This window comes from Parafrigoribacterium mesophilum, assembly GCF_039652555.1.
GTDB classification, from domain to species: Bacteria; Actinomycetota; Actinomycetes; order Actinomycetales; family Microbacteriaceae; genus Parafrigoribacterium; species Parafrigoribacterium mesophilum.
This window is the reverse complement of record NZ_JBDJAF010000001.1, coordinates 624,534-650,940: the sequence shown is the minus strand read 5'-3', so window position 1 is coordinate 650,940 and position 26,407 is coordinate 624,534. Positions and strand designations below refer to the sequence as shown.

The 26,407-nt window shown below is 67.7% G+C and carries 21 protein-coding genes; 13 read left to right on the top strand and 8 right to left on the bottom strand.

The genetic code is table 11. From position 1 onward, the window contains the following. The first annotated feature begins 54 nt into the window (after positions 1 to 54). Positions 55 to 582, top strand: coding sequence for an adenine phosphoribosyltransferase (locus ABFX56_RS03010; RefSeq protein WP_346231794.1), 528 nt, complete (start codon positions 55 to 57; stop codon positions 580 to 582). Between the two features lie 98 nt (positions 583 to 680). Here ABFX56_RS03010 and pepN read toward each other — a convergent pair whose 3' ends face one another. Both pepN and ABFX56_RS03000 read right to left on the bottom strand, forming a co-directional pair. After that, positions 681 to 3,224 carry an aminopeptidase N gene (gene pepN / locus ABFX56_RS03005; protein ID WP_346231793.1) on the bottom strand — a complete coding sequence of 848 codons (2,544 nt, stop codon included), beginning with the start codon at positions 3,222 to 3,224 and terminating at the stop codon, positions 681 to 683. 136 nt (positions 3,225 to 3,360) lie between these two features. Continuing rightward, a complete protein-coding gene (locus ABFX56_RS03000; RefSeq protein ID WP_346231792.1) occupies positions 3,361 to 4,053 on the bottom strand; it encodes a hypothetical protein in 693 nt (230 codons plus the stop codon). Between the two features lie 140 nt (positions 4,054 to 4,193). Between ABFX56_RS03000 and ABFX56_RS02995 the strand changes: the two genes are divergently transcribed. The 7 genes from ABFX56_RS02995 to ABFX56_RS02965 all read left to right on the top strand — a co-directional run bounded on the left by ABFX56_RS02995 (position 4,194) and on the right by ABFX56_RS02965 (position 11,677). Next, positions 4,194 to 4,847, top strand: a complete 654-nt coding sequence (locus tag ABFX56_RS02995) for a mycothiol-dependent nitroreductase Rv2466c family protein (protein WP_428834389.1) — start codon at positions 4,194 to 4,196, stop codon at positions 4,845 to 4,847. Positions 4,848 to 4,883: 36 nt separating this feature from the next. Beyond that, positions 4,884 to 5,369, top strand: coding sequence for a ribose-5-phosphate isomerase (locus tag ABFX56_RS02990; RefSeq protein ID WP_346231791.1), 486 nt, complete (start codon positions 4,884 to 4,886; stop codon positions 5,367 to 5,369). 2 nt (positions 5,370 to 5,371) lie between these two features. Further along, complete coding sequence (locus ABFX56_RS02985) at positions 5,372 to 6,286, top strand: Fpg/Nei family DNA glycosylase (RefSeq protein WP_346231790.1); 915 nt, start codon at positions 5,372 to 5,374, stop codon at positions 6,284 to 6,286. Next, on the top strand, positions 6,274 to 6,918 hold the full coding sequence (locus ABFX56_RS02980) for a TetR/AcrR family transcriptional regulator (RefSeq protein WP_346233130.1): 645 nt from the start codon (positions 6,274 to 6,276) through the stop codon (positions 6,916 to 6,918). Before ABFX56_RS02985 ends, ABFX56_RS02980 begins: the two co-directional genes overlap by 13 nt. A gap of 47 nt (positions 6,919 to 6,965) precedes the next feature. Next, positions 6,966 to 10,457 carry a proline dehydrogenase family protein gene (locus ABFX56_RS02975; protein WP_346231789.1) on the top strand — a complete coding sequence of 1,164 codons (3,492 nt, stop codon included), beginning with the start codon at positions 6,966 to 6,968 and terminating at the stop codon, positions 10,455 to 10,457. Positions 10,458 to 10,709: 252 nt separating this feature from the next. Further along, on the top strand, positions 10,710 to 11,123 hold the full coding sequence (locus ABFX56_RS02970; RefSeq protein WP_346231788.1) for an amidohydrolase family protein: 414 nt from the start codon (positions 10,710 to 10,712) through the stop codon (positions 11,121 to 11,123). Next, the gene (locus ABFX56_RS02965; protein ID WP_346233129.1) at positions 11,009 to 11,677 is read left to right on the top strand and encodes an amidohydrolase family protein; all 669 of its coding nucleotides are present in this window, start codon (positions 11,009 to 11,011) and stop codon (positions 11,675 to 11,677) included. Before ABFX56_RS02970 ends, ABFX56_RS02965 begins: the two co-directional genes overlap by 115 nt. Here the strand turns inward: ABFX56_RS02965 and ABFX56_RS02960 are convergent. Beyond that, entirely contained in the window at positions 11,618 to 12,724 is a 1,107-nt protein-coding gene (locus ABFX56_RS02960; protein WP_346231787.1) for an IS110 family RNA-guided transposase, read from the bottom strand. The genes ABFX56_RS02965 and ABFX56_RS02960 overlap by 60 nt on opposite strands. Before the next feature lie 261 nt (positions 12,725 to 12,985). Here ABFX56_RS02960 and ABFX56_RS02955 point away from each other — a divergent pair, with 261 nt between their 5' ends. The 4 genes from ABFX56_RS02955 to ABFX56_RS02940 all read left to right on the top strand — a co-directional run bounded on the left by ABFX56_RS02955 (position 12,986) and on the right by ABFX56_RS02940 (position 18,082). Further along, complete coding sequence (locus tag ABFX56_RS02955) at positions 12,986 to 13,585, top strand: amidohydrolase family protein (protein ID WP_346231786.1); 600 nt, start codon at positions 12,986 to 12,988, stop codon at positions 13,583 to 13,585. A gap of 226 nt (positions 13,586 to 13,811) precedes the next feature. Beyond that, on the top strand, positions 13,812 to 14,702 hold the full coding sequence (locus ABFX56_RS02950) for an oxygenase MpaB family protein (protein WP_346231785.1): 891 nt from the start codon (positions 13,812 to 13,814) through the stop codon (positions 14,700 to 14,702). Between the two features lie 388 nt (positions 14,703 to 15,090). Beyond that, positions 15,091 to 16,686 (top strand): multicopper oxidase family protein, encoded by a 1,596-nt coding sequence (locus ABFX56_RS02945; RefSeq protein WP_346231784.1) that lies wholly within the window; start codon positions 15,091 to 15,093, stop codon positions 16,684 to 16,686. Further along, positions 16,673 to 18,082 (top strand): sensor histidine kinase, encoded by a 1,410-nt coding sequence (locus ABFX56_RS02940; protein ID WP_346231783.1) that lies wholly within the window; start codon positions 16,673 to 16,675, stop codon positions 18,080 to 18,082. The genes ABFX56_RS02945 and ABFX56_RS02940 overlap by 14 nt, the downstream gene beginning before the upstream one ends. Positions 18,083 to 18,252: 170 nt before the next feature. Here ABFX56_RS02940 and ABFX56_RS02935 read toward each other — a convergent pair whose 3' ends face one another. Beyond that, on the bottom strand, positions 18,253 to 18,624 hold the full coding sequence (locus tag ABFX56_RS02935; protein ID WP_346231782.1) for an RNA-binding S4 domain-containing protein: 372 nt from the start codon (positions 18,622 to 18,624) through the stop codon (positions 18,253 to 18,255). A gap of 164 nt (positions 18,625 to 18,788) precedes the next feature. Between ABFX56_RS02935 and ABFX56_RS02930 the strand changes: the two genes are divergently transcribed. Next, positions 18,789 to 19,445 carry a response regulator transcription factor gene (locus ABFX56_RS02930; RefSeq protein WP_428834388.1) on the top strand — a complete coding sequence of 219 codons (657 nt, stop codon included), beginning with the start codon at positions 18,789 to 18,791 and terminating at the stop codon, positions 19,443 to 19,445. Positions 19,446 to 19,601: 156 nt separating this feature from the next. On the opposite strand, the gene ABFX56_RS02925 is transcribed toward ABFX56_RS02930, so the two are convergent. The 4 genes from ABFX56_RS02925 to ABFX56_RS02910 form a co-directional block, all read right to left on the bottom strand. Then, positions 19,602 to 19,778 (bottom strand): DUF2510 domain-containing protein, encoded by a 177-nt coding sequence (locus ABFX56_RS02925; RefSeq protein ID WP_346231781.1) that lies wholly within the window; start codon positions 19,776 to 19,778, stop codon positions 19,602 to 19,604. Positions 19,779 to 19,916: 138 nt separating this feature from the next. Next, positions 19,917 to 23,849 (bottom strand): SCO7613 C-terminal domain-containing membrane protein, encoded by a 3,933-nt coding sequence (locus ABFX56_RS02920; protein WP_346231780.1) that lies wholly within the window; start codon positions 23,847 to 23,849, stop codon positions 19,917 to 19,919. Positions 23,850 to 23,945: 96 nt separating this feature from the next. Then, positions 23,946 to 25,583, bottom strand: a complete 1,638-nt coding sequence (locus ABFX56_RS02915; protein ID WP_346231779.1) for an acyl-CoA dehydrogenase family protein — start codon at positions 25,581 to 25,583, stop codon at positions 23,946 to 23,948. A gap of 73 nt (positions 25,584 to 25,656) precedes the next feature. After that, entirely contained in the window at positions 25,657 to 26,340 is a 684-nt protein-coding gene (locus ABFX56_RS02910) for a hypothetical protein (RefSeq protein ID WP_346231778.1), read from the bottom strand. Between the last annotated feature and the right edge of the window lie 67 nt (positions 26,341 to 26,407).

Genomic DNA, 26,407 nt, shown 5'->3' with positions numbered 1-26,407 from the left:
CGCAGCGCCTGCGAGGCTCCGCGGCGATCGGTGACCTGCCCGTAGTCTGGGAGGATGCCGTCGTCTCCGCGTGATCTGGTCGGTGCTCTGTTGGCCAGCATCCCGGATTTCCCGCGCCCCGGCATCCTGTTCCGCGACCTCACCCCGGTCTTCGCGGATGCGCCCGCGTTCCGGGCGGTCGTCGACGACCTGGTGGACCATTTCCGCGGCACCTTCGACGCGGTCGCCGGGGTTGAAGCCCGCGGTTTCCTGCTGGCGGCGGCCGCCGCGTACGCCTCCGGCACCTCGCTGCTGGTGGTGCGAAAGTCCGGAAAACTCCCCGGTGACGTGCTCACCGAGCACTATGACCTGGAGTACGGCACGGATGCGCTGGAGCTTGCGCCCCGACGTCATTCACCGGCATCACGCGTGCTCATCCTCGACGACCTGGTCGCCACAGGCGGCACGCTCACCGCGGCGGCGCGCCTGATCGAGCGCGCCGGTTACACCGTCAGCGGGATCGGTGTGGTGCTGGAGCTGACCGAACTGGGCGGTCGCGCGCAACTTTCCGGTCACCAGGTGCACTCGATCCTGCGCCTGTAGCGGCACGTAACCGAGGCGATTCTGGCGGTCGCCGGCGTGTCGTGGCGCCGAGAACGGCGTGTAGCCCGAATCCCCTCGGTTGCGTATCGAGCGCGGGGCTACTCGTCGCGCGCCTGCACCATCAGGGCGCGTTCCACGCCGGCGAGGTTCTCCAGCACGAGGCGGTGCAGTGCGACCGGCTCAGGATTCGCGTCGAGCCAGGCCCGGGTGACGTCGCGCAGTTGCGCGGATGCGAGGGGCGCCGGGTACAGGCCCACGATGAGCGTCGCGGCGATGTGGTAGCTGCGGCTCTCCCACAGGTCGGTGAGGCTGCTGAAGTATCGCTCGACGAGCGGCTGAAGCGACGACGGATCGTTGGTGTGCTGGTATCCGATGGTCGCAGCGCGCACGATCGCGTTGGGCAGCGCATCCGAATCCACCACCGAGGAGAACGCGGCCTGCTTCGCGGCCTCGGTCGGGAACGTCGCCCGCGCCCGCGCTGCCGCCTGCTGGCCGTTGGCGGTGTTGTCCTCGGCCAACGCGGCATCGATGTCCGCGTCGGTGATCTTGTTCCCCAGCGCAAGCCCCTCGAGGATCTCCCAGCGCAGGTCGGTGTCAATCACGAGCTGCGGCAGGGCGAGGGAACCGTCCCGCAGTCCCTGCAGCCGGGTGAAGTGCTCCTCGGTGCTCGCCAGGTGAGCGAAGAACTTCACGAACTGGAATTGCGCGTCGGATCCGGCTTTGGCGGTTTCGGCCAGCGCCCACAGCGCGTCGCCGACCCTGGTCAATGTCTCGCCTCGCCGCGCGGGGGCCACATACTGCTTGGTGGTGAGCACCAGTTGGTTGAGGGTGGTGCGCAGTGTGGTGCTCTCGGTCTCGGAGGCGATGTTGTCCAGCACGAGCGACACGTAGTCGCCGGCCGGGGTCTCGCCGTCCCGGGTGGAATCCCACACCGAACCCCAGACCAGAGCCCGCGCCAGCGGACTTTCGATGTCTTTCAGATGGGCCAGCGCGATCTTCAGCGACGCATCGTCGAACCGGATCTTCGCGTAGGCGAGGTCGTCGTCGTTGAGCAGCACGAGGTCCGGCTGGGTCATGCCCACCAGCTCCGGGACCTCGGTGCGGGTACCGTCGACGTCGATCTCGACGCGGTGGTCACGCTGCAGCTTCCCGTCCGTGAGCTTGTAGAAGCCGATCCCGAGCCGGTGCGGGCGGATGGTGGGGTAATCCTCGGCTGCCTCCTGCAGCACCGCGAACGAGGTGATCGCTCCCGTCGCATCCGTGTCCAGCTGCGGCCGCAGCGTGTTCACTCCTGCGGTCTCGAGCCACAGCTTGGACCAGTTGGTGAGGTCGCGGCCACTCGTGGTCTCCAACTCAGAGAGCAGGTCGGCCAGCTCAGTGTTGCCGTAGGCGTTCTTCTTGAAGTAGGCGGCGACACCGCTGAAGAACGCGTCGCGGCCCACCCAGGCGACCAGTTGCTTGATCACCGATCCGCCCTTGGCGTAGGTGATGCCGTCGAAGTTGACCTGCACGTCCTCCAGGTCGTTGATGGTGGCGACCACCGGATGCGTGGAGGGCAGTTGATCCTGCCGGTAGGCCCAGCTCTTCTCCATCGCCTGGAACGTGGTCCAGGCTTGGGTCCACTCTGTCGCCTCCGCGGAGGAGATCGTCGAGGCCCATTCGGCGAACGACTCGTTCAGCCACAGGTCGTTCCACCACTTCATCGTGACCAGATCGCCGAACCACATGTGCGCCAGCTCGTGCAGGATCGTGACCACGCGGCGTTCCTTGATCGCGTCCGTCACCTTGGAGCGGAACACGTAGGTCTCGGTGAAGGTGATCGCGCCGGCGTTCTCCATCGCCCCGGCGTTGAACTCGGGCACGAACAGCTGGTCGTACTTCTCAAACGGGTATGGGTAGTCGAACTTCTCCTCGTAATAGGCGAAGCCGCGGCGGGTGATGTCGAAGATGTAGTCGGCGTCGAGGAATTCGGTGAGCGATTTTCTCGCAAAGATGCCCAGCTGGATCTCGCGCCCGTCGCTGCTGGTGAGCGAACTGCGGGTCACCGAGTACGGCCCGGCGATGATTGCCGTGACGTAGCTGGCCAGCACCGGGGTGGGCTCGAAGCTCCAGATGGCGTTGCTCGTCCCCTCGACCGCCTCGGGCTTCGGGGTGGGGGAGTTGCTGATGATCTGCCAGCGGGATGGTGCGGTGATCGTGAAGCTGAAGGATGCCTTGAGGTCGGGCTGCTCGAACACGGCGAAGACGCGGCGGGAGTCCGGAACCTCGAACTGCGAGTAGAGGTAGACCTCGCCGTCGACCGGGTCGACGAACCGGTGCAGTCCCTCGCCGGTGTTGGTGTATTCGGCATCCGCCACCACGGTGAGCACGTTCTGGGCCGCCAGGTGCGGCAACTGGATACGCACCCCGTCGCTGACGGTGGCCGGGTCGAGGGCTTCACCGTTGAGCGTGACCGAGTGCACCGTGCGTGTGAATGCATCGATGAAGGTGGAGGAACCAGGCTCAGCGGTGAACCGCACCGTCGTCGTGCTGCCGAACGTCTCCTCGCCGGTGGTCAGATCGAGGGCGACGTCGTAGCCCTGCACCTCGATGTGGCGCTTGCGCTCGACGGCTTCGGTCCTGGTGAGGTTCTGTCCTGGCACGGGTGTGCTCCTTCGCTGACGGATTGTGTCCAACTCGAAAGTCTAGTTGGACGCAATCCGGCGAACCCGCCAGGGGACACCCCCACGCGAAGCCCAGACTTAAAAGCCCGGACTTGCTTCGTAAGCCCGCACTTCCTCAGGCGTTGGCCGGAGCCGGTGTCCTCACCGTCGTCGTGGCCGTCGTGGTGATCGGCAGCGTCTGGTCGGAGGAGAAGTCGTGGATCGCCGCGACCAATAGGTCGTGCAGCCGCTCGTCGGCATCCGAGACACAGGCCCGTGCGATGCCCTGCACCGCCAGTAACACGATCGCGTCGGCCGTGCGGTTGGTGAACCCGGTGCGAGCCCACGATCCGATCGACGAGACGAACTCGCGTGCCCAGCGTTCGGTGTCCGGCGCCCCGCGGAACGCACCGGCCATGAGTTCGCTGGCGAACGGCTGAACCTCGCCGTCCAGTTCGGACAGCGCCCGCTCGCAGGCCAGGATGCCCACCGCCAGGGCGCGTTGACGCTCGGCGGCGACCACGGGCAGCGCGCACGCGGCAGCGCGCAGTGCCACCATGATGCCCTTGCGCGGGTCGTCGCTTGTCAGTCCGATCACGTCGGGGATCAACGGCACGAGCCGTGATCGGGCGTAGTCGGAGCTGCAATCGTTGACCATCCTGGCCAAGGAGGCGAGCAACGGATGCGTGCAGTTCGGGTGATCGCTCCAGGATTCGCCCGCCAGGTACGAGGCGAACTCCATGAAGCATCCGCCGCTACGGGGAGTGCGATGTTTTCCACGCGACAGGACCGGCATCAGATCCGGCAGGTCGCTTTTCATGTTCTTCATGAGGCGCCTCACGTCCATCGGGGACCAATGTATCTATTCTGCGCTGACCGGACGGGAAAGACCAGAGTCTCGCACCCTGCGCTCAGGTGGGGAATTCTCCTCCGGCAAGCCTGGTTGCCCCTGATATGACCAACGCCACCATGACCACTGCAACTGAAGCCGATGCCGCCGCGACCGACCCCGCCGCATCCGCCGCGACCATCGTCGATTTCTGGTTCGATCCGTCGTGCCCGTGGGCCTGGATGACCAGCAGATGGGTGGACGAGGTGGCACGGCATCGCAACCTGGAGGTCACCTGGCACGTGATGAGCCTCTCCGTGCTCAACGAGGACAAAGACGTCAGCGATGACTACCGCGCCTTCCTGCCGCGGGCACTGCGCTACACCCGCCTGGTCGCGGCGGCGAAGGAACTGTACGGCCAGCAGATCGTCAAGCCGCTGTACGACGCCTTGGGGACGCGCATCCACGTCGGCGGCAGCACCGATGTCGAGGCGGTGCTCGCCGGGGCGCTGCCCGAGGTGGGGCTGCCGTCCGATTTCGCCAGGTACGCCGACTCCGACGAGTTCGACGAACCGATGCGGGCGTCGCACTTCGATGGCATCGGCCGGGTCGGTCAGGACGTCGGCACCCCGGTGATCTCCGTCAACGGCGTCGCCTTCTTCGGCCCGGTGATCTCCCCGGCGCCCCAGGGAGAGCAGGCACTGGCGCTCTGGGATGGCGTGGTCGCCGCGGCGAACTACGACGGATTCTTCGAGCTCAAGCGTTCCCGCACCCGTAAGCCGATCTTCGACTGAAACCGAGCCGAAACCGGTGAACCGTAAGCTGGAAGCATGCGTATCCACGTTGCGACCGACCACGCCGGACTCGATCTGAGCAAGGAACTGCAGGAGCACCTGCGCGCCGCCGGTCATGACGTCGTCGACCACGGGCCGGACGGTTACGACGCCCTGGATGACTACCCCTCGTTCTGTATCAATGCGGCGATCGCGGTGGTCGCCGATCAGGCCGCGGGCGTCGAGGCGCTCGGGGTGATCTTCGGCGGGTCGGGCAACGGCGAGCAGATGGCGGCGAACAAAGTGCGCGGGGCCAGGGCCGCCCTGGTTTGGAGCGTTCCCACCGCCCAGCTGGCCAGGCAGCACAACGACGCGAACCTGATCTCCATCGGCGCCAGGCAGCACACGCTCGCCGAGGCGGAACTCTTCATCGACACGTTCATCGCCACAGCGTTCAGCGGCGACGAGCGACATGCCCGTCGCATCGCCCAGCTGGCGGAGTACGAAACCACCGGCGCCATCGCCGGGAAGGTGGTCGGCTGACCATGCCGGAAGGCCACTCCGTCCACCGCATCGCCCGCCAGTTCGACCTGCACTTCGTGGGGCGCGAGGTGGCAGCATCCTCCCCGCAGGGCCGTTTCGCGCAGGGGGCCGAGCAACTCACCGGCCACTCCATGGTGCAGTCCACGGCGGTCGGCAAGCAGACCTTCCTGGAGTTCGACCATGGTCTGTGGCTGCGGGTGCACCTCGGAATCTACGGCGCCTGGGATTTCGCGGGCGACATCACCGCGGATGCGACCGCCGAGCAGGCGCTCGGCCGCAGCATGGGTGCGCCGCGCCGGGCACGGCTGCGGATGGCCGAGCAGGAACGCGTCGTGGATGAGATCGAGCAGTTTCCGCCCGAGCCGATCGGGCAGGTGCGGGTACGACTGCTGACGGAGGCCACCGTCGCCGACCTCCGCGGCCCGACCGCGTGCGAGGTTCTCACCGCCGAGCAGGTCGCGCACAGCATGGGCGCACTGGGGCCGGACCCGCTGGTGGACGATCCGAAGACCGGCGAGGAGCGTTTCGTCACCGCCGTTCGGCGCAGGCAGACGCCGATCGGACTGCTGCTGATGGATCAGTCGGTGGTCAGCGGCATCGGCAACGTCTATCGGGCCGAGTTGCTGTTCCGCGCGAAGCTGAACCCGCACACGCCGGGTAAGCTGCTCGCTCCGGAGATCGTCCGGCAGTTGTGGCGGGACTGGACGCACTTGCTCACCGTCGGCGTGCAGACCGGGCTCATGCTCACGATGGAGGGCTTGTCCGAGGCGGCGCAACGGCAGGCGGTCGCCTCCCGCGAGGACCGGCACTGGGTGTACCACCGCGAGGGACTGCCGTGCCGGGTGTGCGGGACCAACATCGTCATGGAGCTGGCCGCCGCCCGCAAACTCTACTGGTGCCCACGATGTCAGGCCTGAGCGAGGACGAACTGCTGACCCCGCCGCCGCAGGGCCGCTACGCCAAGGGCGTGATCAAGCGCGAGGCGATCTTGGATGCGGCGCTCGAGGTCTTCAGTCAGGTCGGGTTCCAAGGCTCGACGCTGCGGGAAATCGCCCGAAAGTGCGGCGTGTCCCACCAGTCGCTGATGCACTACTTTCCGAGCAAGCAGGAATTGCTCATCGCCGTGCTGCACCGTCGTGACGAGCGGTTGCGCCGGCACTTCGACGATCCAACCGGGATGGCCGTCGGCGAGTTGATCGCGCTCGCCGAATACAACGCCTCCGCGCCCGGTCACATCGAGTTGTTCAGCGCCGCGGCGGCGGAGGCGACCGCCACTGACCATCCGGGGCACGAGTACTACGCCCAGTTCTACCGTTCGCTGGTCCGGTCCATGACGACGTACCTCGAGGTCGCGGAGCGGCACGGGATGCTGAAGCCCGGGATCAGCCCGGAAGTCGCCTCCCGCGTGCTGCTCGCCTTGGTCGACGGATTGCAGCTGCAGTGGCTCTACGAACGAGACTCGGTGAAGGTCGCAGAGATCATCCGCAGCGTCTTCGAGGGCCTCCTCACCGTCGGTTTGGACGAGCTCGAAAAGCTGAAAAAGGAATAGTTGCCAGTCGGCAAGTATTCGGTCCGAAAAAGGCCTATTGTCGAGATATGACGAACGATCTCAGCACTGCACCGGTCATTCCTGCCGGCCTCGCCGACGAGGCGATCGACTTGGCCTCCACCTGGGCGAAACTGGGTGCAGACGACCACGGTTCCCGCTCGGCGAAACTGCTGGCCAAGGCGCTGAAAGACCAGCACGGGCTCGACTTCACCGTCGGCTTCGTCGACCGCGTGGTGCGCCCGGAGGACCTCACCGTGGCGGCCAGAAACCTGTCCCTGCTGGCCCGCAACACCCCGGCGTTCCTGCCCTGGTACATGCGCATCGCCGTCCGCGTCGGCGGGGCGATTGCCCCGACGGTGCCATGGGCTGTCGTGCCGGTGGCCCGGCGGGTGCTGCGCGGCATGGTCGGTCACCTGATCGTGGACGCCCGTCCCGACCAGCTCGGTGCGGCCATCGCCAAACTCAAGAAGCCGGGCATCCGGCTCAACCTGAACCTGCTCGGCGAGGCGGTGCTCGGCGAGGCCGAGGCAGCCCGCCGGCTGGAGGGCACTCGGGCCATGCTGGCCCGCCCCGATGTCGATTACGTGTCCATCAAGGTGTCCTCGATCGTCAGCCAACTGTCGATGTGGGCCTTCGACGAGACCGTTCAGCGCGTGGTCACCCGGCTGACGCCGCTCTACGAGTTGGCGGCAGCCTCGGCCAGCCCCAAGTTCATCAACCTCGACATGGAGGAATATCGCGACCTCGACCTCACCATGGCGGTGTTCCGCGGCATCCTGGACCAGCCGCAGCTGCTGAACCTCGAGGCGGGCATCGTGCTCCAGGCCTACCTGCCGGATGCGCTGGGCGCCTTCCAAGCGCTCACACAGTGGTCGACGCAGCGCGTCGCTCGCGGCGGCGCACCGATCAAGGTGCGCGTGGTGAAGGGCGCCAACCTCGCTATGGAACACGTGGACGCCGCGGTGCACGGCTGGCCGCTGGCCACCTACCCGAGCAAACAAGACACCGACACCAACTACCTGCGGGTGCTGGACTGGGCGATGCGGCCGGAGCACACCGCCGCCGTGCGCGTCGGAATCGCCGGACACAACCTGTTCGATATCGCGTTCGCGCACCTGCTCTCGCAGCAGCGCGGTGTCGCATCCGACGTCGAGTTCGAAATGCTGCTCGGTATGGCCGAGGGCCAGGCGGATGCGGTGCGCAAGGCCGTCGGTGGACTGCTTCTCTACACGCCCGTAGTGCGACCGCAGGAGTTCGACGTCGCGATCAGTTACCTGGTGCGCCGGCTGGAGGAGAACGCCAGCCAGGACAATTTCATGTCGGCAGTGTTCGAGTTGGCCCACAACCAGCGGTTGATGGATCGCGAGAAGAGCCGGTTCCTCGCCTCCCTGGCCCAGCTTGACGGGACGGTGCCGGCTTCCAACCGTACCCAGAACCGGACGGCAGCGGCGTCCGAGTTTTCCAGTTCGGTCCTTGAGCCCGTCGAAGTAGGGCGCCGCCCTGAGCCTGTCGAAGGGTTCCACAACACCTCGGACACCGATCCGGCGCTGCCCGCCAACCGCGCCTGGGGTCGGAGCGCCATCGAGGCCTCCGCCGCTTCCGCACTCGGCGTGGACATCATCGCCGCCGCCGGAATCGACAGCCCGGACCAGCTCGACACGGTGATCACGACCGCCCGTGAGGCGGGGAAGTCCTGGGCGGCGCTGGGCGGCGCCGGCCGCGCGCAGATCCTGCGTCGCGCCGCGGTCGAACTCGAATCCAGCCGCGCCAAGCTGATCGAGGTCATGGCAAACGAGACCGGCAAGACCATCGCGGAGGGCGACCCCGAGGTCACCGAGGCGATCGACTTCGCCGGCTACTACGCATCGTTGGCACCGGAGCTGGACGCCGTCGACGGCGCCAGGTACACCCCGTCCGCGCTGACGGTGGTCACTCCGCCGTGGAACTTCCCAGTGGCGATCCCCGCTGGCTCCACCCTGGCGGCCCTGGCCGCCGGTAGCCCGGTCATCATCAAGCCGGCGAAACTGTCGCAGCGTTCCGGCGCCGTCATGATCGACGCGCTGTGGCGTGCTGGGGTGCCACGCGACGTGCTGCAGCTGGTCGACCTGCGAGACCGCGACCTCGGCCAGAGGCTGATCTCCGACCCGCGGGTCGAGCGGGTCATCCTCACCGGCGGTTACGAAACGGCGCAGATGTTCCGCTCCTGGCGGCCGGAGCTGCCGCTGCTCGCCGAGACCAGCGGCAAGAACGCCATCATCGTCACCCCGAGCGCCGACATCGACCTCGCGGTTTCGGACGTGGTGAAGTCGGCGTTCGGGCATGCCGGACAGAAATGCTCCGCGGCCAGCCTGGTTATTCTGGTCGGCTCCGCCGCGCGGTCGCAGCGCTTCGAGCGGCAACTCGTCGACGCGGTGACGTCGATGCGGGTCGGCTACCCGTCCGACCCGACGACGCAGATGGGGCCGATCATCGAGCCGGCGAAGGGCAAGCTCAAGGATGCGCTCACCACCTTGGACAGCGGTGAGCGGTGGCTGCTGCAGCCGAAGCAGCTGGACGACAGCGGGCGGCTCTGGAGCCCTGGCATCCGCACCGGCGTTGCCGACGGCAGCTACTTCCATCTCACCGAGTTCTTCGGGCCGGTGCTCGGGGTGATGCGCGCCGCGACGCTGGACGAGGCGATCCGGTTGCAGAACGCGAGCGCGTACGGCCTCACCGCGGGATTGCACTCGCTCGACGCGGAGGAGCTGCGTACCTGGCTGAACGGCGTGGAGGCGGGAAACCTGTACGTGAACCGCGGCATCACTGGCGCGATCGTGCGCCGTCAACCGTTCGGCGGTTGGAAGCGGTCCTCGGTGGGGGCGGGCACGAAGGCCGGCGGACCCAACTATCTGGTGCACCTCGGGTCTTGGGAGCCGGCGGAGCTGTCGGCCGTCTCGGTGGCCGCGCCGTTGACGCCTCGGATCTCCGAGCTGCTCGCGGCGGCTGAGGGCGACCTCCAGCCCGCCGAGCTGGAGCGGGTGCGCCGCGCCGCGGCCTCGGATCAGTCAGAGTGGGAGCGCGAGTTCGGCACGGCGAAGGATGTCTCCGGGCTCGGCCTGGAACGCAACCTGTTCCGTTACCTGCCGATCGGCGTGACGGTGCGGTTGGCCGACGGAGCCGACCTGGTTGATTTGGTGAGGATGGTGGCGGCCGGACTGCGTGCCGGGGCACCGGTGCACGTCAGTACGTCGCTGCAGCCCTCACCGAAGCTGCTCGCGGTGTTGCAGCGGCACGTCGCATCCGTGGCCGTCGAACCGGACCGGCGCTGGCTCGAGCGTGCCGTGCAAGGTGGAATCCTCACCAGCCGGGTGCGGCTGATCGGTGGGGACGCCTACGAGTTGTCCGCAGCAGTGAAGGGTGACCCGGACCTGGCGATCTACGCCGATCCGGTGACCTCCTCCGGGCGGATCGAGTTGTTGCCGTTCCTGCGTGAGCAGGCGGTCAGCATCACGGCGCATCGGTTCGGCAATCCCGACGACTGGAGTGCCGCAGTCATCTAGTCCCACCCCGTTTCAAGGAGATTTTGACTTCGAGGTACTCGTGCCCGGGGAAGTAGGGCTACTGGAGACAGAAACTCCGTGAGACGGGTTGTGGATGGACGGGGCCGGATGGGCCGGACTGGACCGACGGGCCAGACGGGACTGACGGGCCGGATGGGGCTGGATGCTGCGCCGCCGCGCCCGTAGTCAGCCGGCTGAGTGGAAGACTGTGGCCATGCGGAGTATCCGTGAGCGTACGTCGGGAGTCGGGTCATGAGCCTGTTGCTCCACAATGCCCGGATGCTGGGCGGTCGCCGCACTGACCTTCGGGTCGTGGACGGCACAATTGCGGCCATCGGTCCCTCGCTGCCGTTCGAGTCGTCCGAAGTGGTCGACCTCGACGGCCGGTTCGTTCTGCCCGGACTCTGGGACAACCACGTACATTTCACGCAGCACGCTTTGGCCGCCCAGCGCCTGGACGTCTCCGCCGCATCCTCCGCCGCCCAGGTCGCGGGCATCATGGCGGAAGCCGCCACTGCCGCCAACGCCGCCAATGCGGCCCGATCGTTGGAATCGGCTTCCACGACGGACTCTGGCCGGATGCGCCGTCCCGGGCACTGCTGGACGCCGGGTCGGGAAGTGTCCCCATCGTCGTCCTCAGCGCGGACCTGCACAGCTGCTGGCTGAACTCAGCGGCACTCGCACGCTTCGGCTTTCCTGACCACCCCACCGGGCTCCTGTGCGAAGACGACTGTTTCGCGGTGACGACACACCTGCAGGACGTGCCGGACGTAGTCCTCGACCGTTGGGTGACGGATGCCGCGGCAGCGGCCGCCGCCCGCGGAGTCGTCGGCGTCGTCGACTTCGAGATGGTCAAGAACCTCGTGGTGTGGCCGCGCCGATTCGCGAACGGCTTCGACAAGCTCCGGATCGCCGCGGGCATCTACACCGCATTCCTCGACGAGGCGATCGCCGCCGGGGCGCGCACCGGCGACATCATCGACGGCACAGGCGGACTGCTGAGCGTCGGTCCGTTCAAGATCATCATTGACGGCACAGGCGGACTGCTGAGCGTCGGTCCGTTCAAGATCATCATTGACGGTTCACTCAACACCCGCACCGCCTGGTGCGTCGAGAAGTATCAGGGAATGAGCGGGGGGGGGGTGCCCCTATGTGGTTTGTCAAGCAGCGAGTCGATGTTCGGTTTTATAAAGTGTGCCGTCGCGGAGCATCGCGAATAGGACGTCGCATCGGCGCCGGGCGAGGGCGATGAGGGCCTGGTTGTGGCGTTTGCCTTGGGCGATCTTGCGGTCATAGTAGGTTCGCGAGACCGGGTCGCGCAGCGCCGCGAAGGCGGACAGGAACAGGGTCCGTTTGAGGATCTTGTTGCCCCGTCGAGATGGATGCTCGCCCCTGATTGAGGAGCCTGATCTGCGGGTCACGGGTGCCAGTCCGGCGTAGGCGGCAAGGTGGCCGGAGGACTCGAAGTGCTTGCCGGCAACCTCGGTGAGGAGTCGCGCCGCGGTCCTGACCCCGACTCCGGGCATGCTGGTTAGGACCGGGGAAAGAGGGTGGTCTTCGACCAGCTTTTCGACGACGACAGCAATCTCGCGGCGCTGCCGGCGCAGGCCCGCGAGCTGCTCGGCCAGGCGTGGCAACACGGTCGCGGCGGCGTTCGTGCCGACGACCACGACGGTCTGCTGGCTCAACGCCTGGGTGATCTGTTCGGCCCAACGGCGCCCCATGCGTGGGGCGAGCTTGAGCAGCCGGGTTGCTATCCGGGTGGTGCCGGCTGCCGTCATCGCCGCCGGCGACGGGTAGTGCTGCAGCAGGTCGAGCATCGCGGGATGGTCCAGGTGCGGGCCGACAACCCGCTCCAACGCCGGGTGGACGGATTCGTCGGCCAGCTGGATCGACCGCAAGGCGTGCGGCAGGGTCCGTGCGGCTTGAGCGATGATGGCCGCGTCCCGGGCGTCGGTCTTGGCCTCCCCGGCGTGCAAGTCCGCGATGCGCCGCATCGCTAGCCCCGGCAGGTAGCCCACCAGGACCCCTTCCGCGATCGATACGGCGATCGGCAAGGCGCCGATCGTGGCCGGCTGATCGACGACAACCAGGACGGTGCCGTGCTGCTTGAGCTTGCGCAACACCGCCCGCATCTTCGCTTCGTCGTTGGGTAACACATGGTCGAATACCACCGTGCCGGCCCGGTTCAGGGCCACCGCGTGGTGCTCGCCTTTGCCGACGTCGACACCGACGAATACGTTGACGCCATCGTAGTTTTCGATCATGACTGCTCCGTCCGCTCGATCTCAAATGGCCTGAGTCACGGCGTCAAGTCTCGGCATCCACGTTACGAACGACCAGAGAAAGCATCTCGATCGAGCCCCTATTAGCGATCACCCGACGCCAATCAGGTCCAGTGACAACACCCCCCGGATCATCAACGACTGGGGGCAACAATCATGCCGGACCTGACAGGCCAACACCCTCCCAGTTCACACTGTTTGGGTCCACGAACAAAGTAACGGGGCGCCAACGGACTTCTCACGGTGAGCGCCGACAACCTCACCCGGCTGATGCGCCGCGCATCCGCCGCCGGCATCATCCCCGCCGTGCATGCCATCGGCGATGAAGCGAACCGGGTCGCGCTGGATGCCTTCGAGTCGGTCGGATGTGCCGGCCGGATCGAGCACGCCCAACTGATTCGGCAGGCCGACTTCGCCCGCTTCGGCCGCCTGGGCATCGTCGCCAGCGTGCAACCGGAACATGCCATGGATGACCGCGACGTCGCGGACCGATACTGGGCCGGCCGTACCGGGCACGCCTTCGCGCTGCGTACGCTGCTGGATTCCGGTGCCAGCCTGCTGTTCGGTTCGGATGCGCCGGTTGCCGGCCTGGATCCGTGGTTTGCCATCGCAGCGGCGGTCAGTCGCAGCCGGGATGGGCGCGAGCCGTGGCATCCGGAGCAGCGCATCGCGGTCGAGGAGGCGCTGGCCGCCTCGACGAACGGGAACACGGTAGCCGTCGGCTCTTCGGCGGACCTTGCCATCGTGGATCGCGACCCGCTCGTCGAATCGGGCGAGCGGCTCCGCAGTATGCCGGTGGCGGGCACCCTGTTGGCCGGTCGTTGGACCCACCGCTCACTCTGATCTGGCCCCGACCCGCACCTGACCCCGCCCACCCTCACTCGGCCCGCCCGACCCCGCGGCCTGACCCGTTTCACGGAGAATTTGACTTCCGGATGCTTGCGCACTGGGATGTAGGCCCGTCCCGGACAGAAACTCCGTGAAACGGGATTAACCGTCAGCCAATACGCCGGAGATTTGGTGTCTGCGGGCCGTGCAGACGCTCAGGGTGACGGGTTAGCGTAGCGGTGTGGGCAGGCTCGCTGATCGATCCCGTGAGCGGGTGCTGTCCGCGCTGACCGGGTCGCCGGACGGCCGCCCGGAGTGGGTGCGTGACCTCGAGCTCGGCGATGATGCCGGCTTCTTCGGCCCAAATTCCGCGGCCTGGTCGGTGCACGGTGCTTTGCCGACCTTTGTCGCGGGTATTCGGGCCTTGCTCCTGCAGACCCTGCATCCTGGTGCGATGGCTGGTGTGCACGACTGGTCGTTATACCAGGACGATCCGCTGGGGCGACTGTCGCGGACGGTGCGTTGGATTGTCGTCGTCACGTTCTCCGATACCGCGATGGCCGTGCGCGAGTCGAGCCGCATCGACCGGCTCCATGAACGCGTGGTGGGGAAGTACACGGATACCAGTGGCACGGCCCGGCCGTACAGCGCCCTGGACACGGAGCTGCTCACCTGGGTGCACGACGTCTTCACCGACTCCTTTCTCGCCTGCCATCAGATCTGGGGCGGTGCCGTTCCAGGAGGAGCCGACCAGTACGTGTGCGAATGGGCTAAGGCGGGCGAACTCGTCGGTGTGCAGTCCCCACCGCGGTCGGCGGCTGAGTTGCAATCTCAGCTCGACAGGTTCAGACAGTCCGGCGTGCTCAAGTCCGATGACCGGGTATCCGAAGCGGTGCGGTTCCTCCGCTCGCCTGGACTCAAGCGGTCGATGATGCCGGCCTACCGCATCCTGTTCGCCGGAGCCGTCGCGTCTATTCGGCCCGAGTACCGCAAACTGCTGGGCTTGAAACGTGCGTGGTGGCCGGCCATCACGGCGACGCGACTGACACTGTGGGGCATTGGGCAGGTGCTGCATGGCGCGTCCGGCAGCGAGGTTGCCGCTCGCAAGCGGATAGCCCGGCTGGGAATCTGACACGGAGATGCAGCCCGGGCATCCTTGCGGGCCTCCCGCAGTCGCAATCGCGGGACCCGTTTCACGGAGATTTTGACCTTCGGCGTCCTGCCGGCCGGGGAGTAGGCCGGTCCAGGACAAAAACTCCGTGAAACGGGTCTAGAGCTGGCGCGAGGACGGCGCGCGTGCTCGGGCGGCGGCGGCGCGCGTGCTCGGGCGGCGGCGGCGCGCGTGCTCGGGCGGCGGCGGCGCGCGTGCTCGGGCGGCGCGGGCGCGAGGGCGGCGCGGGTGCGAGGGCGGCGCGGGCGCTACGGCGGATGCCCGCCGTGGAGCGGCGGGGGATAACCCCCGAGGCGGTTGGGATGCCCGCCGGATGCCGCCACTCTGCCGGAATCGCGAGGCTGGATGCATGGCCCAGTTCTCCTCCCGATTCCGCCGCCCGCGCGCAACGGCAATGACCGTGGCAGTCACGGCAGTGACGGCCGCCGCGCTGACCGCGCTCAGCGGTTGCGGCGCGATTCCGCGGCTCCTGCCGGGAGCGGGCCCCATCAACACGATCGGCAACGTCGAGTTCGACACCCCACTGGCCATCCCGCCGCTCGCCGCCTCGACCATCGACACCTCCGGGCGCCGCGTGTTCGACCTCACGGCGCACCAGGCAGTGAGCCACTTCCTGCCAGGAAAGGACACCACCACGTGGCGATTTGCCTCCGAAGATGCTGACCAGTCGTACCTCGGCCCGACATTGCGGGCCGCCCGCGGCGAGGACGTCGTTGTCAACGTGCACAACCGGCTTCCAGAGGAGACCACCGTGCACTGGCACGGCATGCACCTGCCGGCCAGGATGGACGGCGGCCCGCACCAGATGATTGAGCCCGGCGCCGATTGGTCGCCGAGCTGGACCATCGACCAGCCCGCCGCGACGCTGTGGTACCACCCGCATCCGCACGGCGCGACCGAAAAACACGTAACGATGGGGCTCGCCGGTATGTTCATCATCGATGACCGGATCGAGGCCGCCCTGCCCCTCCCGCGCGATTACGGCGTCGATGACGTCCCGCTGATCGTGCAGGATGCGCGCTTCGGTGAGGACGGCGCTCTTACCACCGACACCCGGGGCTTCATCGGCCCGATCGGAGACCAACTGCTGGTCAACGGCACCCTGGGGCCCTACCTGGATGTGACCACGGATGTCGTTCGGCTGCGCCTGCTGAACGCCTCGGCCGGCCGTATCTTCAATTTCAGACTGAGTGACGGGCACGACCTCGCCCTGATCGGCACCGACGGCGGGCTGACCGAGCAGCCCTATGAGACCGAACAGATCCAGCTCTCGCCTGGGGAACGCGCCGAGGTGCTCGTGCGGATGACGCCGGGGGAGACGGTGACGCTGCGCTCGACTGGGCCCGACCTCGGCCTCCCCGACGCGATCGCCGGCCGCAACGCCGGGAACGACAGCTTCGACGTACTCGAGCTGCGGGCATCCGCCGCGCTCGCCTCCGTCGGCACCATCCCCGCCCGGCTGGTTCCGATGGACCGCATCGCGCAGTCGGATGCGAGTGTGCGCCGGGAGTTCCGGCTGGAGGGCTTCGTGATCAACAACGAACCGATGCGCATGGACCGCATTGACGAGGTTGTCACGGTGGGAGACACCGAGCTCTGGTCCGTGACCAACGGCATGAGCATGCCGCACGGCTTCCACGTACACGACGTGCAGTTCCAGGTTGCGAGCGTGGGCGGTCGGCCGCCGAGCCCCGAACTCGCCGGCTGGAAGGACACCATCTACCTCAGGCCCGACACCGAATACCGGTTGCTGATGCGCTTCACCGACTACACCGACTCGGACTTCCCCTACATGTACCACTGCCACCTGCTCTGGCACGAGGACCGCGGCATGATGGGCCAGTTCGTCGTCGTGAAGCCGGGACAATCGGCAGGCACACCACCCACCAAGCACGACCAGAACAGCTCCACCGACCGTGAAGGACAAGGCCATGACCACCACTGACCGCGAGACCGCCAGCGCCACCACCGCCGGGTTCGCCCCGAACTCTGCCACGCTAGAGTCCGTGAACGCGCCTCGGGATTCCCACGGATACCTCGCGCTCTGGCGCGGCGTTCCGCGCGAACTCGGATTCCTCCTGCTGGGCCTGCCGATCGGCGTCGCCGGCTTCGCAGCATCTACGGCGCTGTTCTCGGCCGGGGTGGGCACCCTCGTCACCTTCTTCCTCGGTGTGTTCCTGCTGATCGGAATGCTGTACCTCGCGCGCGGGTTCGGCACCCTGGAACTGATTCGGCTCGATTGGGCGCGGATGCCGGCCATCGAGCGGCCTCGATGGCACTCAGAAAAGGGGTTCTGGAACTGGCTGCGCTCGGTGCTCGGCAACGGTCACTACTGGCTCTACGCGCTGCACACCATGATCGTGGGTTACGTGGTGTCCCTCATCACCTGGGTCATCACCGTGACCTGGTTGGCGATCGCGCTCGGCGGCAGCACCTACTGGATCTGGGGGCGGTACCTGCCCGTATCCGACAACCCATGGTTCCTGTCCCGGTGGCTGTTCGACACGTTCGGCGACGGCGACGGCGCCGGCGGCCTGGACTTCGACACGCTCGACAGCATCCTTCAACTGGCGCTCGGCCTGCTATTCCTGGCCACCCTGCCGTTCATCACCCGCGGCCTCACGCTTGTGCACTACGGCGTCGCCCGCGTCATGCTGGCGCGTTTCCGCTCGGACGACCTGCAGGCTCGGGTGGTCGACCTCTCCGCCTCCCGCACCGCGGCCGTTTCGGCCGAAGGCACCGCGCTGCGCCGGCTTGAGCGCGACATCCATGATGGCCCGCAGCAGCGACTGGTGCGCTTGCAAATGGACCTCGCGGCCGCTGGCCGCCAACTGGACACGGATCCGGATGCGGCACGGAACCTCATCGACGGCGCCATGGCGCAGTCGCGGGAGGCGTTGGAGGAGTTGCGGGCGTTGTCCCGCGGGTTCGCACCGCCGATCCTGCTGGACCGGGGACTGGTGGCGGCGCTGGAGTCGCTCACGGTGCGCAGTCCCATTCCGGTGCGGTTCGTCAACGAACTCGCCTCGGAAATCTCGCTTCCGCAGGAGATCGAGCGCAACGCCTACTTCGTGGCCACCGAGTTGCTGACAAACGCCACGAAGCACTCCGGCGCATCCGGGGTCGAGCTGCGTCTGGCGCTGCGTCGCATTCCCGGGCCGGACGATACCTGGTTGGATCTGTCGGTCACCGACGACGGCACCGGCGGCGCCCAAACGTTGCCGGGACACGGTCTTGCCGGGTTGGACGAACGGATGCGCGGACTCGGCGGCATGCTTCAGGTGCACAGCCCGGCCGGCGGCCCCACCACGGTCACCGCGCACCTGCCGGTCACCTACTGACCTCCTGCCTCGGTTCACCTCCCACTCACCGGACAGCTCCCGTTTCACGGAGTTTCTGTCTCCGACCCGCCTGGATCCCTATGGCACAGGCATCCGGAGTCAAAAACTCCGTGAAACGGGATGGGATGGGGTGGGACGGGATGGGATGGGATCGGATGGGATGCGACGGGTCAGCGGCCGCGCAGCTTGTCCAGATCGCGACGCTCGCGTTTGGTGGGTCGGCCGGCGCCGCGGTCCCGAACGGCCGGCGCCGCTGGAATCGACGCTCGCGGCGGTGGCGGCGGTGTGAGGTCGGTGAAACACTCGGCGGCCACAGCAGCACCCACGCGTTTGACCACCAGACGCGCCACCACGAGGATGCGTTCGGTGCCGGCCGCGCGAACGCGCACTTCGTCGCCGATGCGCACCGGCTGCGCCGCCTTCGCCCGGTCGCCGTTCACCCGCACATGTCCGGCGCGGCACGCGGCGGTCGCCGCCGACCGGGTCTTGAAGACCCGGACCGCCCAGGTCCAGCTGTCCACGCGCACGGTAGCGGATGCCATGATCCGACTCTAGAGTCTCGGCCCCGACTGCGGTGCCGGCAGGTAAAACCGGCTGGCGACCGCGCTGCCGGTGGTCCCGGTGTCCAGTGCGCGATCATGCTGCCGGTGGTCCCGGTGCCCGGTCCGCGACCGCGCTGCCGGTGGTCCCGGCCTAGGCTGGTCGAGTGACCGACACCCCAGGACTGCGCGTGGTCGTGGCCGACGATTCGCTGTTGCTGCGGGAGGGTCTGGTGCGAGTGCTCGTCGAGGCCGGCCTCGAGGTGGTCGGTTCCTACGGGGACGGCGACAGTCTGCTGGCCGATCTGCCGACACTCCGCCCAGACCTCGCCGTGCTCGACGTGCGGATGCCGCCGACCTTCCGCGATGAGGGCGTCAGGACCGCCATCCGAGCGCGAACGCTGATGCCGACACTGGCCATCCTGCTGCTCTCGCAGTACGTCGAGGTCGTCTACGCGCAGGAACTGCTGTCCTCCGGCAACGGCGGCATCGGCTATCTGCTCAAGGACCGCGTCGCGTCCCTGGATGAATTGCAGGATGCGATCGCCCGCATCGCGGCCGGAGGTACGGTGCTCGATCCCGAGGTCGTCGCTCAGCTCATTGGCCGACGCCACGATCCCTTGGAGACTCTCACACCGCGCGAGCGCGAGGTGCTGACCCGGATGGCCAACGGGCGCACGAACTCGGCGATCGCCGCAGAACTCGTGATCGGCGTCGGCGCGGTCGAGAAGAATGTAACGTCGATCTTCCAGAAGCTGGGCTTGGATGACTCGGGCACCGATCATCGTCGAGTGCTCGCGGTGCTGTCGTGGCTGCAACGCTAGTCAACACTCATCCACCAGAGTGTTGCGCAGCCCCGCTCGGGTAACGGGGCTGCGCAGGACGGATGCGACTGCACGGGAACACAGCCGACCGCACGGTGGGTAAGCGGACGAATCAGGCGGGTTAGCCAGACCAGGAACCGCCAGACCAGGAATCGCTCAGGCGGGGGAACCGACCAGGCGAACCTTGTAAGCGTCGGAAATCGACAGCTCCGGGCAACGCTGCTCGATGTTGTTGCTCCAACCGAAACCGTTCCACCAGCGCACCTGATCCATACCAAGCGGATCCGGGTACCAACCGGCGGGGGCCAACTCGTAATTCACTTCGGTCGACATGGGTAACTCCTGCGGGTGAGGGGCCCTACCGCCTGGGCACTTCGGGTGCGGTAGTGCCAGTGTAGTCGGCCATTAGGGGGACTCAACAATGCGAAACGGGGTACATTTGCACCGTGAAGGGGGGACAATTTCGGAGTTTTATCGAAGCGCACTGATCCGCATCGCAACGCTCTTGAAATTTTGGATCCGTTTCTCGTACTGGGCCGCCAGCACGATCAGCAGCACCCCGCCGATGCCGGCCCACACCCACCAGTTCGCGAGCTCGTAGACCGCACGGATCTGCGGCGCGAATGTGGCGATGCCGTGGATCAGAACAACCGCGATTCCGATCAGGAGGGGCGCCTGGAGCCTCCGTACCGCGCCGAGCACAATAACCGCAACACCGACCACGCCGATGGCCACCAGCCGCCACAGCGGACGTTCGCCGATCGCGGCGACCAGCGACGGAATCAGCAGCACCGCAAACCCCGGCCCGATCCACCGCCAGCTTCGCGCCGTCGGCGTGTCGTTCAGATGCGCGAATCCGGTGCTGAGCAGCGCGAACGCGATCGGCACCGTGCCCCACTCGATCGGCTCCAGGATGCGTGAGCCCGCCAGCACCGCGACGCCGGCAAAGACGATGGCGGCGGTGCCCACCCGAGGGGTGAATGGAGGCGTACGCAGCGTGAGTGCCAGCACGTGTACCGCCGAAAACGCGAACGCCAACGCGATGATCCGCACCGGGCCGAGCCGACCGACCGGCGCGCCGTCCAGCGCCAGACCGAGCACCAGACCAAGCACCACGACCAGCACCGCACCCATCGCCACGACGCCCAGCACCTCGCTGGCGAGCATCCGCTGCCGACGCCACCTGTCGACGGGCAGCCGGGCGATGCCGAAGGCGGTGATGAGCAGCAGCAGGAAGCCTCCGCCGAGCCAGGCATCCGGCAGCGGCCCGGCCGTGCCCGAGATCAGGAGGAACGACGCCCGGCCGGTGGCCACGACGAGAACCCCGATGGCACCGGCCAACGTCGCTGCGTCCAGGTAGGTGCGAGCCGGTCGCGGCAGGAAGCCTCCGACCAGAAGCAGCACGGCACACGCCGCGCCGATGACGAGCGCCGGCATCGGCGCTCCGGAGGCCGCATCCACCGAAAGCGGCAGTACCGCGATGAGCAACCCGCCGAGCACCAGCAGCGGTGCGGCGATCGGATCTCCCGCGCCCCGGCGCCGCGCGGAGACCACACTGAGTACGGCGATGACCAGCAGCACCCCGGCCAGTGGTAGCACGTACGCCTCGAGGTTGTGCACGTTGTCGCCGGCCAGTCGGCGCCAGAAGCCCGCTGTGGCCAGGGCCAGTGCGACCCAACCGAGGTGCTTACGCGGCGAGACGGACGATAACAACCCGTCGGTGTCGATGGCGAGGATCAGTGCGGTGAGCCCGCCGAGCACCAGCACGAGCCAGCTCGCCGGGTTGGGCTCGACGAACGTCACGGCGACGGCCGGAACACCGACCAACGCGATGCCGACCTCCCGGGCCCACCGAGGCGACACCGAGGGACGGCGCAGCGTGATGGCGAGGGCTCCGCCGCTGGCCAGCAGCGCCGCGGCGACCGGAGTCGCTGATCGTGCCGAGGAATCGAGTTGCAGCGTGAGCGCGAGCGCGTCAACGACCAGGTAGAGCGCCGGCGTCACCAGCAACCCCGCGGCGATGCGTTCGATCCGCAACGCACCGCGTTCGTCGGGTGTCGCCGGCGACGATGGCCCGGGCGACGATGGTCCAGGCGCCGGTAACTCCGGCGACGGTACCAGCACCCACAGCGCGAGCACCACGACCAGCGCGGCGTTCACCGCCAGGCTGGTGCCGAATTCGGGCAGGAGGAGTGTCGCCCGCTCGCTCGCCGCCAGGTCGCCGAGTTCCTGATGGCCGATCACAGCGCAGGCGCCGGCCGCTGCCGCGGAAAGCCAGAACACCGAGCGGCGATCGGGCACCGAGACACCGGCCCGACCACGAACGGTCGGCCACCCGGCCACAGCCGACCGCGGCAGTAACGACCGCAACAGCAACGATCCGAGCAGGAACACCGTGGCAAGGATCCCAACGAAGCGCGCCACATTCACCGCCGAGGCCCCCGCGACAGCGTCCGGCGCCAGTTGATGCGCGGCAGCCGCCGCTGCGATGAGGGCGGCGATCACCGCCACGCCTAGAACGGATGCCGCGTCGAACGACGTGCGGCACACCCTCCGGCTGATGAGCAGCGCGGCGATCAGACCCAGGCTGCCGGCCAACCACGTTGACTGGCTGGACCAACCGATCAGGTAGCCCAGAGCCAGCGCCCCCGACAACAGTCCCAGGAGCAGTCCCCGGTAGCCCTCGGCGGACGCCCGGCGCAACGCGAGGGTCAGGGTCAGCGCCGCGAGCAGCAGATAACCCACCAGCACCAGCCAGAGCACGCCGAGCAGCGGCACCGCGACGAGGATGGTGCCCACCTCAAACCAGCGAACGAGCCGCAGCCTGCCGGAGAGCTTCGCCGCCCGCCAGATCGCACCGGCGAGCCCGCCAACCACGGCGAGAGCGGCGACCGCCCAGCCGGCACCCGCGACACTCGGATCGACAACGTCCATCGGCGTCAGGGTCCATGGCCTGGACAGGCTGGTCGTCAGGACGGCCACCGTGTTCTGCACGGCCAGGTACGCCGGAAGGAGAAGCGCGATAATGGCGACCACCCCGGCGGCGCGCGCGCCGACGAGGGCGTGGGCGCGCATCCGGAGACTTCTGAGCGTACGCGAGCCGAACTCGAGCAGCAGGGCCAGCAGTGCGCCGATCACGGGCGGCGCGAAGCTGCCGAACGATGGGTCACCCACCCGGATCGCGACCGCGACCATGGCGAGAGCGGATGCCGCGCCGCCGAACCCGGCGAACGCGGCGCCGTACAGGCGGACGGCGCGCCCCTCGACAACGGTGTCCGCAGCGGAGTCGGGCCGGTCGGTGGCAAGGACCCCGGCGTGGGCCAGCCCGATCACCGCGAGGAGGGCGAGTCCGAACGCGGGCGCCCAATCCCAGTCGTGGTCCAGCATCAGCGCCGCAAGGAATCCGAACAGGAGCGCCAGCGAGGTCGTCGACAGAATGATGATGCGCTCGGCAAAGCCGCCGGCCCGGGTGGCCCGATGGATGACGCCCGCCGCGGCGACCGCGGCAAACGAGAGGAACACGCCGGTCGTGTCGTCGAGGCCGCGGGCCGCCCCGGCGACAACGAGCCCAACGCCCGGCGCGAAGGTCGCGAACCCGGCGATGCTGGCCGATCGCGGACCGGTGCGGCGGTGCCAGACGATGAACGCCACCCCTGACACAACGAGGGTAACGCCCCAGTAGGTTTGCGCCGGCACCGAGGTCAGGCCCAGCAGGTCGTTCGCGCGCACGGCGAACGCATCCAGGTAGATCAGTACGACGGAGAAGGTGCCGATCCCTTCGGCCGTCGCGGTCAGTCCTCGGCGCCGTAGCAGGCCTGCGACCACGAAGGCGGCGACGGTGATCGCGCCGATGATGATCGAGCGGGTGACCAGGCCGTACGTGATGAGCGCGTACACCAGGAAGAAGATGGCGGCGATCGACAGCAGCGACACCCCGACGAGCAGCAACAGCACCTGGACGCTGGAGCGCCGCGGGCCGGGCGGCGTCGCGCTGGCCGTGGGTCGCTTCGTCGGGCGGGCTGGTGGCTGCTCCGCCGAAGGTGCGTTGGGGTTCTGACCACCCGTCGCGGTGGGGAATACGGGTTGCCAGTGTGTCGGCCTAACTGGCACCTCGACGGCGGCCGGCACCTCAGTGCGAGCGGGTGTCTTGGCCTGGTCGAAGCGCATCCGGCCGATGGTGCTCACCCGGGCCTGCAGCAGTCGTGCGGCATCCTGCGAGTAGCGCAGCAGTTGGAACGCGGCGGGGTGACTCAGGTCGAGGCCACAAGCCGCGCAGATGGTTCCAGACAGTGGCGTGAAGCAGGCCGGGCACAGCGTCGTGTCGGTCAATTCGGCGATGTCGCGCGGGAACGCCACCAGGCCGGCATGCGCGGCAAAGTCCGGCTCGGATCCCTGATCATCCATTCAACGGCACTCCCTGAACGATTGTCAGTTCAGGTTAGCGGCGGTCGGGCACGGCGTGGGTGATTTGTGCACACCCCACGCGGCGGTTCCCGGCGCTTAGTGCCGTGCCAGGATGGCGGCGGTGTCGGTGCCCGCCAGCAGCGACCCGTACTCGTGGCGGCGGTCGTCGCCCAGCCGGGCGGCAACAAATGCCTCCGACACCGCGGTCGGAGCCTGACGCGCCAGCAGCGACGCTTCCAGCGCCAGCGCCATCGACTCCACGAGCCGCCGGGCGTTCGACTGCGCCGCTGCCGCATCCGTCTGGCCGATGTCGCTGGCGAGCTTCGACGTTGCGGCGATGTGCGCGTCGAGCAGCGGGTGCGCGCCGGCGGCCAATGAGACCTCGTGGAAGAACGCCTGCACACTGTCAGGTTCGCGGCGCATCGCCCGCAGCACGTCCAGTGCGATGACGTTGCCCGATCCTTCCCAGATCGCCATCACCGGTTGCTCCCGGTAGCGGCGGGCCAGGGGGAAGTCTTCGATGAAGCCGTTGCCGCCCAGGCACTCCATCGATTCGTAGGCGTGTTGGGGCCCGCGTTTGCAGATCCAGTATTTGGCCACGGCCGTGGCGAGGCGACGGAAGCTCTTCTCCTGCCCTGGAGCGTCGTCGTCGTGCGCACGAGCGAGGCGCATCGCCGTGGCCGTGGCGGCCTCCGATTCCAGGGCCAGGTCGGCCAACACCGCGGTCATCGCCGGCTGGTCCACCAGTCGCGCGCCGAAGGCACTGCGGTGCCGGGCGTGCCAGAGGGCCTCGGCGACCCCCTGCCGCATCCCGGCGGCCGAGCCGTAGACGCAGTCGAGCCGGGTGCGGGCGACCATCTCGATGATGGTGCGCACGCCCGCGCCCACGTCGCCGATGAGGTGCCCGACGGTGTCGGCGAATTCGACCTCGCACGACGCGTTGGACCGGTTGCCGAGTTTGTTCTTGAGTCGTTGGATGCGGAACACGTTCCGGATGCCGTCTGGCAGCACGCGCGGCACCAGAAAGCAGGACAGCGCGTTCTCGCCCGCGGCTGTCGCGACCTGCGCCAGCACCAGGAACGCGTCGGACATCGGGGCGGAGCAGAACCACTTGTGCCCGGTGAGCAGAAAGTCGTCGCCCGACCGGCGCACCGCGCGGGTGGTGTTGGCACGCACATCCGAGCCGCCCTGCTTCTCGGTCATCGCCATGCCGATCAGGGCGCCGGGCTTGTCTGGTCGCAGTTCGCCGTCATAGTCGCGGGAGTAGAGCCGCGGCAGCCAGGCTTCGGTGAGTTCCGGCTGCAGCCGCAACACCGGCACCGCGGAGTGCGTCATCGAGATCGGGCAGGCGTGGCCCGGCTCAATCTGGGCGAACAGCATGAATCCGGCGGCCCTGGCCACGTTCGCGCCGGGTTTCGGGTCGGCCCACGCGCTGGTGTGCACGCCGTGCGCCACGGCCTGGGCGATGATCCGGTGGTAGGCGTCGTCGTAGTGCACCTCGTCGATGCGGTTCCCGTACCGGTCGTGAGTGGCCAGGGTCGGCACGTTGGTGTTCGCGGTTTCGGCGCAGGCCTGGAAGTCCTCGGTGCCGACCTGGGCGCCGATCTGTTCGAGGTTGCCGAGGGCCCAGCCCGCGTCGTAGTGGCGCACCGCTTCCACGAGCGGAATGTTGGTGGAGAATTCGTTGACCTCCACCCGGCGGGGCGCCTGATTCACGACGGTGTGCGTCAGCATGGGAAACCTCCACGGCTTGAACTGCCTGCGCTTCCATCCTCGTCGTTCGAAGGCGGATGCGGGTGATTCGCTGCTAAGAGGCTTGCGGCGTCGGGAACTGCGGACTGTAGGTCTTCCAGAACCGGAAGTACCTCCGCGCGCCGTACCACAGCGAGATCGCAAAATAGACGATGCCGCAGACGCCGCCGATGCCGATGGCGACCAACGTGGGTGCCGCGAGGTTGCTGCTGATTCCGGCGCACAGAACACCCAACAAAGCGGCATTGACCGCCATGCTGAAGACCATGCTGCTACCCGCCAGGTGGCTCACGCCGCTGGGTCCCAGAAAATAGTAGGTCTGCCGTGACCCGGAGAAGTCGTCATATCGCGAGGTCATCAGGTATGGCGCAATTCCCGGGTCGAGTTCCGCGTAGGCCGCTCGAAGACGGTTCATGGCCAGAACGTAGGCGAGATCCTCCATGGACACGTTCGCCACTCGCAGCTGAGTGAGGAAACCGACCAGCAGCACAATGCCCAGCACCGCGATGGCGAACGTCGGGAATGCGCCGCTGAAATCGGTGGCCTGACCGACCAGGGCCAGGCTCACCAGTCCGGCCGAGGTGAGGGTGAGGAACATGCTGATGCGGGTGAGCACCTCGCCTTGCGTAGTGCTTCGGGAGGCGAGCAGACTCCAGTGCTCCGTGGCGAGCAATTGCGCACGCACGCCGACCGGAACCTCGTCGACGTTGCGAGGCGGGATTCGCGCCTCCTCGGGCATGACGCCAGTGTGCGCCCGGGTGAGCCAGGTGCATAGGGCGTACGCAAACCGACGCGCGATGCGCGGC